This window comes from Levilactobacillus angrenensis, from assembly GCF_003946085.1.
GTDB classification, from domain to species: domain Bacteria; phylum Bacillota; class Bacilli; order Lactobacillales; family Lactobacillaceae; genus Levilactobacillus; species Levilactobacillus angrenensis.
Window position 1 is genome coordinate 1 of record NZ_RHOB01000021.1, and the last position, 13,551, is coordinate 13,551.

The 13,551-nt window shown below is 50.0% G+C and carries 12 protein-coding genes; 5 read left to right on the plus strand and 7 right to left on the minus strand.

The window, feature by feature from the left end; translation table 11 throughout:
- Window positions 1–232: 232 nt before the first annotated feature.
- The 3 genes from EKM83_RS10815 to EKM83_RS10825 form a co-directional block, all read right to left on the minus strand.
- Window positions 233–1,687 (minus strand): S-layer protein, encoded by a 1,455-nt coding sequence (locus EKM83_RS10815; protein WP_225418664.1) that lies wholly within the window; start codon window positions 1,685–1,687, stop codon window positions 233–235.
- A 548-nt stretch (window positions 1,688–2,235) separates the two neighbouring features.
- Window positions 2,236–2,919, minus strand: a complete 684-nt coding sequence (locus EKM83_RS10820; protein WP_125577332.1) for a hypothetical protein — start codon at window positions 2,917–2,919, stop codon at window positions 2,236–2,238.
- 212 nt (window positions 2,920–3,131) lie between these two features.
- On the minus strand, window positions 3,132–4,346 hold the full coding sequence (locus tag EKM83_RS10825) for an aminotransferase-like domain-containing protein (protein WP_125577334.1): 1,215 nt from the start codon (window positions 4,344–4,346) through the stop codon (window positions 3,132–3,134).
- A gap of 405 nt (window positions 4,347–4,751) precedes the next feature.
- On the opposite strand from EKM83_RS10825, the gene EKM83_RS10830 reads away from it, so the two are divergent.
- The 5 genes from EKM83_RS10830 to EKM83_RS10850 all read left to right on the plus strand — a co-directional run bounded on the left by EKM83_RS10830 (window position 4,752) and on the right by EKM83_RS10850 (window position 9,024).
- Entirely contained in the window at window positions 4,752–5,699 is a 948-nt protein-coding gene (locus tag EKM83_RS10830; protein ID WP_125577336.1) for a macro domain-containing protein, read from the plus strand.
- 4 nt (window positions 5,700–5,703) lie between these two features.
- Window positions 5,704–6,081 (plus strand): DarT ssDNA thymidine ADP-ribosyltransferase family protein, encoded by a 378-nt coding sequence (locus EKM83_RS13540; RefSeq protein ID WP_125577338.1) that lies wholly within the window; start codon window positions 5,704–5,706, stop codon window positions 6,079–6,081.
- 11 nt (window positions 6,082–6,092) lie between these two features.
- Complete coding sequence (locus EKM83_RS10840; RefSeq protein WP_263853785.1) at window positions 6,093–6,770, plus strand: DUF4433 domain-containing protein; 678 nt, start codon at window positions 6,093–6,095, stop codon at window positions 6,768–6,770.
- A gap of 224 nt (window positions 6,771–6,994) precedes the next feature.
- On the plus strand, window positions 6,995–7,903 hold the full coding sequence (locus EKM83_RS10845; protein WP_125577342.1) for a LysR family transcriptional regulator: 909 nt from the start codon (window positions 6,995–6,997) through the stop codon (window positions 7,901–7,903).
- 386 nt (window positions 7,904–8,289) lie between these two features.
- Window positions 8,290–9,024, plus strand: coding sequence for a hypothetical protein (locus EKM83_RS10850; protein WP_125577344.1), 735 nt, complete (start codon window positions 8,290–8,292; stop codon window positions 9,022–9,024).
- Between the two features lie 89 nt (window positions 9,025–9,113).
- Here the strand turns inward: EKM83_RS10850 and EKM83_RS10855 are convergent, their stop codons facing one another.
- From EKM83_RS10855 to EKM83_RS13375, 4 genes are all read right to left on the minus strand, one after another.
- A complete protein-coding gene (locus EKM83_RS10855) occupies window positions 9,114–9,527 on the minus strand; it encodes a protein-export chaperone SecB (RefSeq protein ID WP_125577346.1) in 414 nt (137 codons plus the stop codon).
- Window positions 9,527–10,090, minus strand: coding sequence for a helix-turn-helix domain-containing protein (locus EKM83_RS10860; protein WP_125577348.1), 564 nt, complete (start codon window positions 10,088–10,090; stop codon window positions 9,527–9,529). Before EKM83_RS10860 ends, EKM83_RS10855 begins: the two co-directional genes overlap by 1 nt.
- Window positions 10,091–10,093: 3 nt before the next feature.
- Window positions 10,094–10,459: a hypothetical protein gene (locus EKM83_RS10865; protein ID WP_125577350.1), complete on the minus strand. Its 366-nt coding sequence runs from the start codon at window positions 10,457–10,459 to the stop codon at window positions 10,094–10,096.
- A 134-nt stretch (window positions 10,460–10,593) separates the two neighbouring features.
- Window positions 10,594–13,368, minus strand: a complete 2,775-nt coding sequence (locus EKM83_RS13375) for a MucBP domain-containing protein (RefSeq protein WP_164505660.1) — start codon at window positions 13,366–13,368, stop codon at window positions 10,594–10,596.
- Window positions 13,369–13,551: the final 183 nt, after the last annotated feature.

Below are 13,551 nucleotides of genomic sequence, written 5' to 3' on the forward strand. Positions count from 1 at the left end.
GCACCGCCTACGGCTACCGCAACTGGACCAACTTCCACTATAGAATACAGATTGAATTTAATATCCGGGTCCAAAAAAGAGGCCCAATTCGTAAGTGAATTGAACCTCTCAAATTCTCCCCATCAACACCGGTTGACAAAGAGCCCAAAAAACAAAGAAATCCAATTCATCTACGAATTGGATTTCTTTCATCTCAATCAACATTAATCAATGAGACATCTCACACACTATACTAGCCTAAGTAGTCAGTATTAGTATTTGAGTTAGTGTTAGAAGCAGTAGCAGGGCCCGCAACAAGCTTTGCAGTGTATGCAACTGTGTAAGTTTGACCAAACTTAGTACCAGCGTTTAACGTTGGAGTAGCATTCGTATCTGCATCATATTCATAGTGGTAAGTGTTCTTAGCACTATCAGTGTAAGTCTTAGTACCTTGAATAGTAGCAAGAGTACCCTTATCAGCAAATAATGAAGTAAATGCAGTAGTGTCATTCATAACTGCAGAAGTAGCACCAGTCAAATCATCATTACTCAATGCAGGGATAACGGCGTTAGTCTTATTCAAGATATCACCAATAGCCGCACCCTTGAAGTCAGCAGCAGGTGCTGGATCAAGACTGAGCGTGTCAGGATCCGTAACCGTTTGTACCTTAAGCGTCAACTTAGAAGTAGCGGTTTGAGTAACAGGAACGGTGTAAGTACCACCGTAAAGGCTGTCACCAGCAACAGCTGGAGTAGTTACAGCAGTTGAACTAGTGTCAACTTGGTAATTAGCAGGAACATTAGCCTTTGCCTTAGCAAAGTTATCCAAAGTGGTTCCAGCAGCGTTAGTAGTCGTTGCACCAACTTGGTCGTTTTGCTTAGTATTCTTAGCAGAAGTAATCCAAGTTGCAGTACCTACAGACTTCTTAGTAGCGCTATCTACATAGTTAACAGTAACACTGTTGTTAACAGTAGCGGCCTGATCTGATTGGCTAAGTGAAAGACCACCAAGGTCTTGCTTAGAGTTATCAGTGATAGTAGCATCATAACCCTTACCAGCGTAAATCCAACCAGAAATAGAATTGTCGTTGTCATCAGTTACGTGGTAGTATAATGAACCTTCACGCGTCTTAGTGGCAGCTTGGTCAACAGTAAAAGTATCTGAAGCAGAAGCGTTGTACAGACTAACCTTCTTAGCCTTGTATTGGGTGTACTTAGGAGCAGTCCAAAGAGTATTCTTTGCAGTGTTCTTCAAGTAGTACCCAGTAGTTTGTGTAGGCTTCGTTTGATCAGTGGTAGTCTTAGCAGACTTAACGCCAGCAGCGAAAGTGCCTTCAGTCTTACCACCGTAAACGTAACCACGGTACTTGCCGTCCATCGTTACAACACGGTAGTAAACAGAACCACGGTTAGTAACCTTTTGGCCGTAAGCACGGAAGTAGTTAGCTGACTTCTTGGAAGTAGCTAATTCGCCCATAACCTTCTTAGAAGCGACGATCTTAGCACCCTTAACAGTACCTGGCTTAGTGTATAAAGCGTTAGTACCAGTTGCTTCGACGTTACGGTCGGTAGCAGCAGCCTTTAAAGTGGTGTAAGCGCCAGCCTTGGCATATGACTTAGCTGATGCGTTAGTTGAAACGGCAGCAACTGAGACAAAGCTCAATGCAGCGAGACCCAAGTAAAGAGATTTCTTTAAACTTGATTGCATAGTATTTCTTCCTCCAAACATAAAATATGTAATTTATCAAGCAAGAATAGTATAACCGAAGTTAGCGCTTTTGTTAAGAATTTTATTTCTTAAGTTTGCTAACTCGTTTAGCTATCCCCTAACTACGACTATTAGTATAGCCCGTTAGTTGTGGAGAAACAAGGATTATGCTCTTTTTGTCGTTGGATTGAAACAATAAACGGCCTTCTGTAATGTTTTTGTCACATGAACAATTTTGCTATGAACAGCTTAACTACAACGTTATGGGCGACTTAAGGTCAATTTAAACTGTTTAGAAGTGGTAAAGATTAATGCGGCGTTAAGCTTTGGCCCTGGAAGATTAGGTGGTTCGTTGGGTCAAGACACAATCCTTGCATTCTCGTGGCTGCGGGTCCATACTCAAGGCATCAAATGAAAGGGGGTGATGCTTTTTGGCAACAGGAAATCGTTACCTTAAAGTGATCGCTTCCGCGGAGAACGGAAACGACTAACTTCTTTAAGGTAAAGGCCGGCGAAATTTTATTCGTCGGCCTTTTGTGTTGCTCAGGTTAATTTTTCCAATAGTGCGACCAGCCGTTCAAGGTGTCCATATAGGTGCGGACGTGGCCTAAGAAGACGGCCTGCTGGTCCGCTAGAAACGCGGCGAAGGTGGCCGGTGTATGGCTAGGCAGGTCGTACTGCCACGCCGTCAACATCATGAAGACGCCGGACTGGCAGTACCAATACAAGAAGTTGTCGTAGTCTGGGAACGGTAGCGTCGTCGACTTCAGCCAGTCCAGATACTCTTGCATGCGGTGCGTGACCTCCGCCAATGGCAAGATGTCGGCATCCCCAATCACGAAGTCGGTCTCCTCCGCGTCCGCCCAGGTGAGATTGCCCTGCAGGCTCAACCAGTAATCCCAGATGGTCAGGTGGGGCATCCGTCGTTGAACCACGTGCGGTTCCGTCGGACTGACCACCTCCCCCGTTTGCCGCAGGTGGTCGAGGTCCCACTCACCAAACAGACTATCCGCGCCGTTGGGTGGCAGATACTTACCATTGATCCACTGATCGGCCGCAGCACTCCCGTAGTGCATACGACAGAAGTAACACTGAAATTCACTGAGGGCCTTGCAGTCGGCGGGAAATTCGCGCTGGCAGTAGGCAAAGTAACGTTGATAGGTAAAGGGGATCACCCGGTAGTCCCAGTTGCCGAACTCCCGGGGCCGGCCCACTTCAAAGTTCTTCGACATGGCACTCGCCTCCTTGAGCGTTACTCTAGCACGTTGCGAGGATGGTGGCGAAATGACGGCTCGGGGGGCGGTCGTTGGTTGGGTGAGTGGCGGTTGGAATTTTTTCTTTTCCTATTTATGGGTGATTTGGTTGGAAGGTCATCAATCTGACCTGAATCCACCTCTATGTAAGACGCCGCCACCGTGCGACGCCTTTTTCTTTAACAGTTTATTCACACCACCGGCTTCGCCTCATGCACGGCGGCCTTCACCTGTTCACCCAGGCGGTGGATGCCGGCGTCGATGACCGTTGGCGTCAGGCCGCTGAAGCATAGACGCAGGCCGTTGTGGACGTCGCGGTTCGGGTAGAAGTTGGTGCTTGGCACGTAGCTGACGTGGGCGTTGGGCGTGACCTGGTCATGCAGGAGCGCGCCGGCGTCGATGCCAGCAGGCAAGGTGACCCAGTCGAAGAAGCCCCCGGCTGGCGTGGTGAATTGGGCATCGTCCGGGAAGTATTTCCCCAGCGCCGCCACCATGGCCGCACACTGCACGCGGTAGTGGTCCTTGAGCACGTTGACGTGGGCGTCCAGGTCATTGGCCGTCAGGTAGGCGTCGATGGCCGCGTGGGTCACGCCGGTCGCCTCCAGGTCACTAGCCAGCCGCACCTTCATGATGGCCGCCAGCAATTCGTCATCGGCCACCAGCCAACCGGTCCGTAAGGCGGGCATTAAAATTTTCGATAGGCTGGACACGAAGACGACGCGGCCCTCGGTGTCAAAGCTCTTGATGGCCGGTAGTGGGGCTTGCTCGTAGCCCAGGTCGCGATACGGTGAGTCCTCCAGAATGATGAAATCATAGCGATTGGCGAGGGCCACCAGCTGTTCGCGTTTGGCCACGCTCATAGTGATACCGGTCGGGTTGTGGAAGTCTGGCACCGTGTACAACAGCTTGATGCCGGGGTGGCGTTTTAAGGTGGTCTCCAGCTGATCAAGGTCGATGCCGTCTGCTTGGAGGTCAACGCCGTAATACGTCGGCTGGTAGAGGTCTAAGGCCGCCAGCGCCCCCACGTAGGTCGGCACCTCGACGGCTACTTCGTCACCCACGTTCAGGAGCGCCTTGGCCACCAGCTCGATGGCTTGTTGCCCACCGACCGTCAAGACCACGTGATCGGCGTCCGTCGTGACCTGCCCCCATTTACCAATCCGTGCCGCTAACTTGGCCCGTAACGCTGGGTTGCCTTGGGGATTTTGGTACTGGAACAAATGCGCGCCCTGCTTGGCGATGGCCGTATTGAAGGCCCGCTGGACCGCCGCCACCGGGAACAGGCTCTCATTGGGACTGCCGGCCGCAAACGAAATGGCGCTGGGGTCCGGGTCGTTCGTGAACAGGCCGCTCAACGCCGACGGGACATCTGGATTCGCACGAGTTGCCAACAAATCTTTCAACATGGTAATCACACACCTTTCTGACAGCGCGGGGCTGCCGGCACTCTGATCAACTTACCTAGCGGGCGCGGTGACCCCGCCCTGACCTTGAGTTCATGATAGAATATCGGTGCGCGAAAAGCTGGTTCAACTATTCGGAAATTACGTGAATGTAATTCATCTTTACCAATTTGGGTGGGGTTAAAGATAGCCCTAATCGAGACGTCTGCTAGCTTATTGGATAAAGTCTAATAGACGGACTCGCAATACTACTCTACCCGTTTCTCTCTAATTTCTCATCAGTCAAAAACGGCAACGGGTCATAGATAAATTCCACCAGGTCTGTGTTATACTTCCAGTAAGTTATCAGCTTATTGCGACACTATGAACTTTACTGACGCAAATGATCAAAGAAAAGGGGGGAATACTTTGCTTATTTACTTAAAGACTAGCTTATTTGATAGTCCAGCCCAAGTACTCGTCAATACTGTTAATACCGTTGGTGTCATGGGAAAAGGCATCGCTCTCGACTTTAAACGTCTCTATCCTAACATGTTTACTGAATATCGAAAGCTATGCGAAGCACAAGTATTAACTATCGGAAAGCTATGGCTTTATAAGACAGATAATAAATGGATTTTGAACTTCCCAACCAAAAAGGATTGGCGTAATAAATCAAAATTAGCTTATATTGAGGTAGGATTACAGAAATTCGTAGCGACATATCGAGCTAAGAAGATTAAAACCATTGCATTTCCTCAACTTGGCGTTGGCAACGGCGGTCTAGATTGGGAAAGTGAAGTGAAACCTCTTATGGAGAAATATTTACAACCACTACCGATTAAAGTTTATATTCACTTGTATGATAAGAAAATTGCTACTCCTGAATTCATTAACCCGGGCAGCATGAAAAAATGGTTGGAAAAAGAACCAGCTGTCCTAAGTGTCGGTGAATTCAAGACTGAGCTAAAGCAACAGTTATCACTAGAGAATCTCAATGCATTCCACGGACATAGGATTGAATTATTAGATGAACAGCCTACATCCAAGTTAGATGATACAGCCGTCGTTTTTATGACCATTGAGGGTTCACCCAAAGGCAAATATGCCCTTTCCCAAGCTGACATATCAGACTTCTGGACACGTTTACGGCGACAAGGAGTGATAGTTCCTGTTGAACTCCCACAAGAATTGCACAATCATGACGACGAGGAACTATTCAAATTATTGGTATCGACATTGCCTTATATCAAGATACTTCCTGCTGCATTACGCGGAAAATCAGTTAGCCTGATCACGCTCAATCAAAGTCAGTTACCTGTTCTGACTGTGAATAAGCCAGATGAAAATTCAAAGATGATTTCTGGTGGAAGGTGATCTGATGGACTTTCAAGCAGTTATTAACGATATTCTCAATAAAAGAATACCTACAGATTTAGATGACCTCAAGCTTAAAATGTGGCCACGTTTCGCTTACCATTTCACCGACATTCTCAATGCTGTTAATATCCTTAAAGAAGAGCATATCTATTCTAGAAACTACGCCATTCAAAATGGATTGATGCGAAATGATAATGCTAGTAACCAAGTTATTTCACAAACATCTTCTGACGTGGGAAATTACGTCAGATTATACTTCCGCCCCAAAACTCCAACGCAATTTTATAACGAGGGGTTTCAGGTAAAGAGTAGCCGCAAAAGCTACATGCTGACTGCCCTATTCCAGTATTTTTTGTGTTTAAACTACCCGAGTTATTAGGACAACCAGGTGTGCAGTTCACTTCTCAGTCTCTTGCTTTAAAAGGGCCGGTACAACGATACAGTACTCCAGAGGAATTCAGCCAGCTCCCCTTTAGTGATATTTATCAGGATGGCCCCCTTTGGAACATAACCGAACAGCAGAAAAAGTCTATCATTGGCAGAAAGCAAGCCGAAATCATCGTTCCACAAAAACTGGATCTTGAACAACTGAGGGTAATTTTAGTTAGATCTTCTGCTGAAGAAGAAACCTTATTGAACCTGCTTCATGACGCGAATATTTATACATTCGATAACAAAATTATGGTACAAGAAGAGCTCTACTTTTTTATGAATCGTAATTTTGTCAATGAAGTTGAACTTACCAGTAATCGATTTAAGATACTGAGTAACACCAACAATGCCTATCCTGAAGAATGGAAAAATCCCGCTCTAGATAATGGATACAGTTTTGCTTTAAATAACGATGCAAGCGATAACTATTTAAACGTGACAATTAAAGTCTTACTTCCTGATGGTTCCTATTACTGGTGGCCTGGTAAAACTCTTCGAGCCTTGCTAACTAAACGAATTGAGTTAACATTGCCGGATGCTTTACAGTCATACACATTGCTCATTAAAATCGATGGACATATCGCTTACCAAGGCAATTATATCCAAAGCATTGATAATATTAATATGCCCTTTTAACCCTAAGTTTATCTCTGTCCAGATTATATGACGGTCAATCCCCAACGATTGACCGTTTTTCATTTTCCATTACCCCACTGCTAATTCACCGCCCCAACCACCGGTCTCTCGTTCCCCTGGCCGCACGGTTATGCTAAAATACCAGTAACGGAAAAATAGTTCATCTATTTCGAATTTACGTGAATCGCATTCAACTTAACTAACTACTTCAGGGGGTGTCGTCGATGTTACCTTTTGCTTACCGCGTCTTCCAAGCTATCGTGCAAGAACAAACTTTTTACCGAGCGGCCCAAACGCTGAACGTCACGCCCTCGGCCATCAGCCACTCCGTCAATCAATTGGAAAAGGAGCTAGGCTTCCCACTCTTCATCCGCAACCGCACCGGCGTCGAGCTGACACCGGACGGGGAAAACGTCTTACCGCTGATCCAGGGCGTCATCAACGCCGAGGACCGGCTCCAACAAGCCGCCGCCAACATCAACGGCTTAAACGCCGGGTCCGTGCGGCTGGGGGCCTTTTCCTCCGTATGCATCACCTGGCTACCGCCCATCATTCGGCAGTTCAAGCAAGATTACCCGCAAATTGACATCAATTTAGAACAAGCGGGGTTCAGTGACATCGCCGCCGCGGTCAAAACGGGCCGGCTGGACCTGGGCCTATCCGCCTTGCCGGTCGCGGAAAAGCTGACCGTTCTGCCGCTGGTCAAAGACGAGATCTATTGCATCACCCCGAGTGATTTCATCCCCGCCAACCGGACCACCGTCACGGCTGCCGACCTGGTCGACCAGAACTTCATCCTCCAACGCGGCGACTACGACAAGGACACAAAGGCCGCACTCGACCACTACCAGATTCGGCCCAACGCCCTGCGCTTCTCCATCGACGACCAATCCATCTTGGCCATGGTCGAGGCCGGCATGGGCATGGGCATTTTGCCCGAGCTAGCCTTGGAACGGGTCAGCGGCAACGTCAACGTCTACCCGTTCGACACGCGTTTCTACCGGACGATTTGTCTAGTGGTCAACTCCGAGCAGGCCAAGGCCCCGTCGACCGCGAAGATGATTGCGGCCATCACGGCCTACGTCGCGCGGGCCTATCCGGATAAGGTGTTGGAGCATCCGCATGTGGGGTAAGGTTGGCTGGCCGGGTTGCCGTTCGCTAGCTACTACAGTCTTAGGAATTGACGTTATATTTTTTAATCGGACAAAGTTAAAGTCACCAACAGAGACGCGTTGTTTAGACGGGTTGCTGTTGGTGGCTTTTTAGCTTTTTAAAGGGATTTGAGCGGTTGCAACTTGGGTAACGCACGGTACTTTCCCAAGATGTAATCCTTCCCATAACTAGCATCGTTCCGGACCTTTTTCCCCGACGGCTCAACAATCGTATCCAATAACTATCGCCTAACTATAAATCTGCCCAATGAATTTGAAGCATAATTGTTCTAAAGTAAATTCATTTTCGCATTATCGTGATATAATTAAAAAGTAATTTCACATCTACATAACTGGAGGTATCCACCATGAACAAACTAATCAAAACCACCGCTGTGAGTCTCGTTGCCCTCAGCCTGGGCGTCTCATCCCTGCCGACCACGACCTTACCCGCACTGGCCAAGACCAAGGCGGCCAAGGTCCTCAGCACCAAGAAGCTGAAGAAAACGGCCTACCACGCCAAAGGTGGCTACATTTACGCCAACAAGAAGCTGACCAAGAAGGCCCACAAAGCCTTCAAGTACCTGAAGACCACCTTCTACGCCACCAAGTCCGTGAAGCTCAAGAAGCGTAACGGCAAGACGGCTACCTACTACTACGTCAAGAACAAGCGCGGCAACGTGAAGGGCTGGATCTGGAAAGGCAACCTGAAGAAGGTCAACACCAAGGCCTTGGCCCGGCGAAAGTCAGACATCAAGCACGTCTTAGCAGCTGTACGGTCGATGTCTTCTGGCGACCAAACAGACACTTTAGATCGCTTTCAGGACGTCACGACTAGCAATGCTTATTCTTCCTTTGGCCTACCATACGTTATCCAAGACATCAGCGGCTACACCGCCAAAGATGGACAAGCTATCATCCAGGCCACAGCTAGCTTCAAGGGGCGGTTCGACTCTGTGACCAACGCTAAGTTAGCCGCCATGAGCGACCAACTCGCAGAAGTGATTGCTGCAAGCGACGATCCTAGCAACGACTACGACATCAACGACGCAAGTAGAAATCTCGCCGGAACTCTGGCCGATGCCGTTGCGACGTTAGGCTAATTTCACTAAAAGTATTATCTGTTAACGTAAATACCATCAACGCTACTGCCGTCATTGGCGGGACGTTGGTGGTATTTTTTACGCTCACTTTAACCTTTCTCTTCATCCGCTAGCCACTCGCTAACATTAATGGTTGGCAAATTGTAACTCGGAAACTCGCCAGAATTATTCGTCAAGGTCGCAACAATCGCCCGAGCATAAGGGTAAAGAATCGCGACCGCATTATTCCGAACCAGTGTATCCAAATCAGCCGTACCAGCACCTTCCGCTGGCTCATAAGTAAAGTCACCGACTAACACGCAAGTCACCTTAAAGGGCATCTTCTTGCCCGTCAAGGCTCCAGCGACAATGGCTAATGTTACCTTTATTTGGTCACCAGCTACGTCAATATCTGTGGCCGGGACCGGATTCAACAACAAGGGGTGATCTGTGACGACATAATTTTCATTTCGCGTATAACTCATTCGAACAACGCGATAACCGCTAAATTTCAAAGCACTCATTAAGCAAGTTCCCCCCATTCACTAGAAATCCTAAACGTTTTATTGGACATTGATTTTCGGACATTTTGTGGTATCTGATAACGGGTAATCGGGGTCGTTCGGTAGACTGAGTTGATTGCTAAGTCATCGACCAACTCATTATCATCCGCAGACCAACGTGCCGGGAGTCGGCCGGCCGCTTGATAATAATCACGGGCGCTCTCGAACAGCAGCTCTTGGTATTTGACCTGGACCCGTTGGTTATTTTCAATTTGGGTCAATGTCGATGGGGCAATCCCTAACCGTTCTGCAAATTTTCTGACTGACAGGTCAAGGCCTTTACGCAATGAACGAATCTCATCGGGGGTCATATAGCCTTTCTTGGCACGATACGCCGCAAAGCTGGCTCTAACGTTTTCCATGGGATGATCAAAATCCCCCCACAGTTCGCCGGCCGCATCTTGCCAATAGTGATTTCTGACCAACAAAGCTGGCACATCTTTCACTTGAACCAGTTCAACCCGCCAAACCTCCGTATACCAATCTGTCGTTGCCAGTTCGGGATTAAAAAATTTTTTTCTCATGCATCACACCTCTTTTGATTGCTGACTTCTGTAAGGAAAATGAAGTGGTTTAGTCGTTGCATGCACCGATAGCCAAAGTATCAGGCCACTAGGCTTGTCCTGGAATTTTAAGTAACAGGGTAAGCCACCAATCGTGAGACCAAAAATCCAGATATCACCCGGTATCGGCCTAGGATGGTTGTCCGCTTCTGGACCTGAGACATAATCCTGCCATGTCAACCGATCGTAAATAATGCCAAAAACAATCTCATCTGTCATATTTAATCTTTGTAGCGTTAGTAAATTAATTCGCCGCGTACTGAGTTGCCAACTGTCGCGTCTACTTCGAATATCATTGACGATTCCTTTTACGTCTGCAATTTTAGTCATATCAGCACGTCCAAGCTTAGTTTTTCGCGCACAGTAATTGTATCTCACAAAATACACTGACGCAATTTTTATGTAAGCCACACCGCCGAAACAGTGTGGCTGCGACCAATGACAGACTGGCCGCTAAATAATCATTAGTGTTGCTTACGTTTCCACTTAAAGCCAAGCCAGCCCAGCATCCCCGTCAACAGGGCCACTCCCCAGACCGCCGACGTTGGGTGGTCGTCCGTTTGTGGCAGGGTCGGCGTCGACGTTGGTTGCGCGGTGCCGGGTGCGGTCACCGGTGCCGTCAAATCAACTGTTGGCCGATGGGCACTGGTTGTCGTTGGTGCCGGATGACTGTCGCTACCCGTGGGCGTCGGTGTGACTGGCGTAGGCGTTGTCGGTGTCGTTGGTTGGGTCGTCACCGTCTGATCACCCGCATCCCCCGTTTCACTTGGTGCAGTAGGCGCTGTTGGTTGACTTGGCGCGGGCGTCGGTTGACCCGTTGGTTGGTCGCCGGCGTCACTACCACCAGTCGTCCCCGTGTCGCCACCTGGGGTACTTGGTTGGGTCGGCGTCGTTGAAGTTCCCCCATCGCCGCCACCTGGCGTTTCCGGTTGTGGTCCTGGGGCTGGCGTGGTTGACCCACCACCCCCGCCGGTACCGTTGCCGCCACCATCTGGATTCGTCACGGTGCCACCGTCACCAGGGTTCGAACCGGTGCCGCCATCGCCACCCGGGTTAGTTTCCGTGCCGCCTTCACCCGGTTTGCTGGGTTCTCCTGGCTTACCTGGTTCACTTGGCTTACCCGGTTCTTCAGGTTTTCCTGGTTCTTCTGGCTTCTCTGGTTTGTCCGGCTTACCTGGTTCACCCGGTGTCCCCGGCTTACCTGGTTCACTTGGATCAGTATCACCATCCGGATCAGTGACAAGGTTGTTATCATCCCCATCACCTGGCACTTCTGGCGCCTCCGCATCGGCTTCTTCCAGCGCATAGACGTAGGTCACGCTGACGTCATTGACCGTCAAGATGCCAGCGGCGTTGGTTGGCCGACTTTGCAAGACGTAGCCGTTGATCACGAGTGGTGCCGTCGTGTATTTGTCCCCCAGATTACCGGTTGGCAACACTTGGTCCGGTGCGATGGATTCGCCCTCTTGATCCACGTAATGGACGGTCACCGTTCCCGCCGTTTCCGCGGTCGCCTGAATGTTATACGGCTGAATCACGACGAAGCAGTCCGTTACCGTGACGACCCCCGTGATGTCATCCGTTTCCTCCACGATGCCGTGGCCCATCATATAGTAGTAATTCTGGAGGGGGTCCACGTGTTTGCCGGGCTCATTGGGCTTTTCCCAAGTCGTGTTCCCCGGTTTTTGGGTCGGTAATTCGAAAAAGTAGAGTCCCCCCGAACCAGTCGGAAAGCCGATGCACCCCAAGCCACCCGTGTGATACACGTGGTACGTTTCCTGGCCATCCCACGATGACTGCAAATCAAGGTACTCGCCGTTTATGGGAGAGAGCTGTATCAGCCTCCCATCGAAGTCAAAACAGGTGATGTGCATGTCCGTCCCCATGTTGCTCGGGTCGACCGTCACCGCTGGCATGATGATCAACTGGCCGGCGTAGTTCTTGATGTCATGGGAAATGCCCGGAATCTTGTTCAGCGGCCGGAAATCGGTGATGCAGTTGTTAGCCAGCTCCAGTGAGGTCAAATTGACCAGCGTGCTCAACGGCCACACGTTGTTGATGCGGTTATTGCGTAAATCTAATTTCTTTAATTTCGTCAGCATCATCAACGGCGTCACGTCCACGATATCCCCGTGGGTCCACCCCGGAGCCTTCTGCGGGTCGGGCCCCATGATCAGTGTCTGGAGATTCGTCGCGTACTCCAACCCCAGCAGTGAAAATGGCGTCTTACCATCAATGTGGGTATCAATACCGTTCTGACCGTTGACCACCAATTCCGTCAGCAGCAACAGGTCTTCTTGTTCAATGTCAGTCACGCTCTCCCAGGTCTTCCCCGGATTCACCAACTTCTTCAGTGCCTGCCAAATGGCGAGTTGGAGCTGTTTGTTGGGCATCCACCGGTCAATATCGTATAAATTAATCGCGTCAGACGGACGCCGCGTCCCGGGTTTAGCCACTTCTGCTTGGACCAGTGGCACGGCGTCTAAGCTCGCGGTGACGGCTGGCGTGGTCGTCGCTACCGACGTGGTCAAGGACGTGACTGGTTTGGTCAGCGTTGACGCGTCATCTAAAACTAAGTCTGGTAAGCCGACCGGTTTAGTCGTCCCCACCACTGCATCGTTAGGGTCGGCTGGGGTGGTCGGGTCACCAGTAGCTTCTGGCGCCGTCACGGTGTCGACTGGGTCTGCGGGTTTGGTCGTCCCCACTGGCTCTGTCGCTGCTGTTTCCGAGTCCGTTGGTGCCGGGACGGCGACCGGGTCGACGGTCCCCGTGGGCTTAGTCGTCCCGATTGGGGTATCCGGCGTTGCATCGTTGGTCGTCGTTGCGTCGCTAGTCGTCGTCACCGAGTCCGTGGACGTCTCTGGGGTGACCGCTGGGGTGGTTGGCGCTGTCGGCGTATCCTCCGGGGTAACCGCTGGGGTCGCGACCGAATCGACGGCGCCCGCGGGCTTAGTCGTCCCCACTGAATCGGCGGTGGTCGTCTCGTCAGGCGTTTCACTGGTTGACGGCTTTGTTGTCGTCTCTGCGGTGGCATCGGCCGGCGATGTAACGGCTGACGTAGCGGCCTCAGGTGCCGTCGTCGACGTTGCGACCGCGGTCACAGTTGGTGCCGTCGTCGTGGACTGATCGTCGGCCTGCGCCGTCACCCCTGCCGACAACAGTAAAGCGCCACTGATCACACCGGCGAATACCCAGTGCTTGCCACTTTTGTACATCTTATAACGCTTTTTTGTTTCCATTGGTGTTCTCACAATCATCTTCCTCCCGTAGTGTGTTTGTGCTGTGAATCAAGTTACAGTGGCGTGTCCTACTCATTCACCACCTGTCTCAATGAGATTCAGTATAACTGGTCCGATTAGTCGCGTGGAGAATGGTTAAGAAATTAAACTAAAATTTTTGGCACGTGAGTTTCACGTTCGTTT

Coding starts and splice junctions, on each gene's coding strand:
- EKM83_RS10865 (WP_125577350.1), bottom strand. CDS start 10,459: ATGACTAAAATTGCAGACGTAAAAGGAATCGTCAATGATATTCGAAGT.
- EKM83_RS10850 (WP_125577344.1), top strand. CDS start 8,290: ATGAACAAACTAATCAAAACCACCGCTGTGAGTCTCGTTGCCCTCAGC.
- EKM83_RS13375 (WP_164505660.1), bottom strand. CDS start 13,368: ATGGAAACAAAAAAGCGTTATAAGATGTACAAAAGTGGCAAGCACTGG.
- EKM83_RS10825 (WP_125577334.1), bottom strand. CDS start 4,346: ATGTTGAAAGATTTGTTGGCAACTCGTGCGAATCCAGATGTCCCGTCG.
- EKM83_RS10820 (WP_125577332.1), bottom strand. CDS start 2,919: ATGTCGAAGAACTTTGAAGTGGGCCGGCCCCGGGAGTTCGGCAACTGG.
- EKM83_RS10815 (WP_225418664.1), bottom strand. CDS start 1,687: ATGCAATCAAGTTTAAAGAAATCTCTTTACTTGGGTCTCGCTGCATTG.
- EKM83_RS10860 (WP_125577348.1), bottom strand. CDS start 10,090: ATGAGAAAAAAATTTTTTAATCCCGAACTGGCAACGACAGATTGGTAT.
- EKM83_RS10855 (WP_125577346.1), bottom strand. CDS start 9,527: ATGAGTGCTTTGAAATTTAGCGGTTATCGCGTTGTTCGAATGAGTTAT.
- EKM83_RS13540 (WP_125577338.1), top strand. CDS start 5,704: ATGGACTTTCAAGCAGTTATTAACGATATTCTCAATAAAAGAATACCT.
- EKM83_RS10845 (WP_125577342.1), top strand. CDS start 6,995: ATGTTACCTTTTGCTTACCGCGTCTTCCAAGCTATCGTGCAAGAACAA.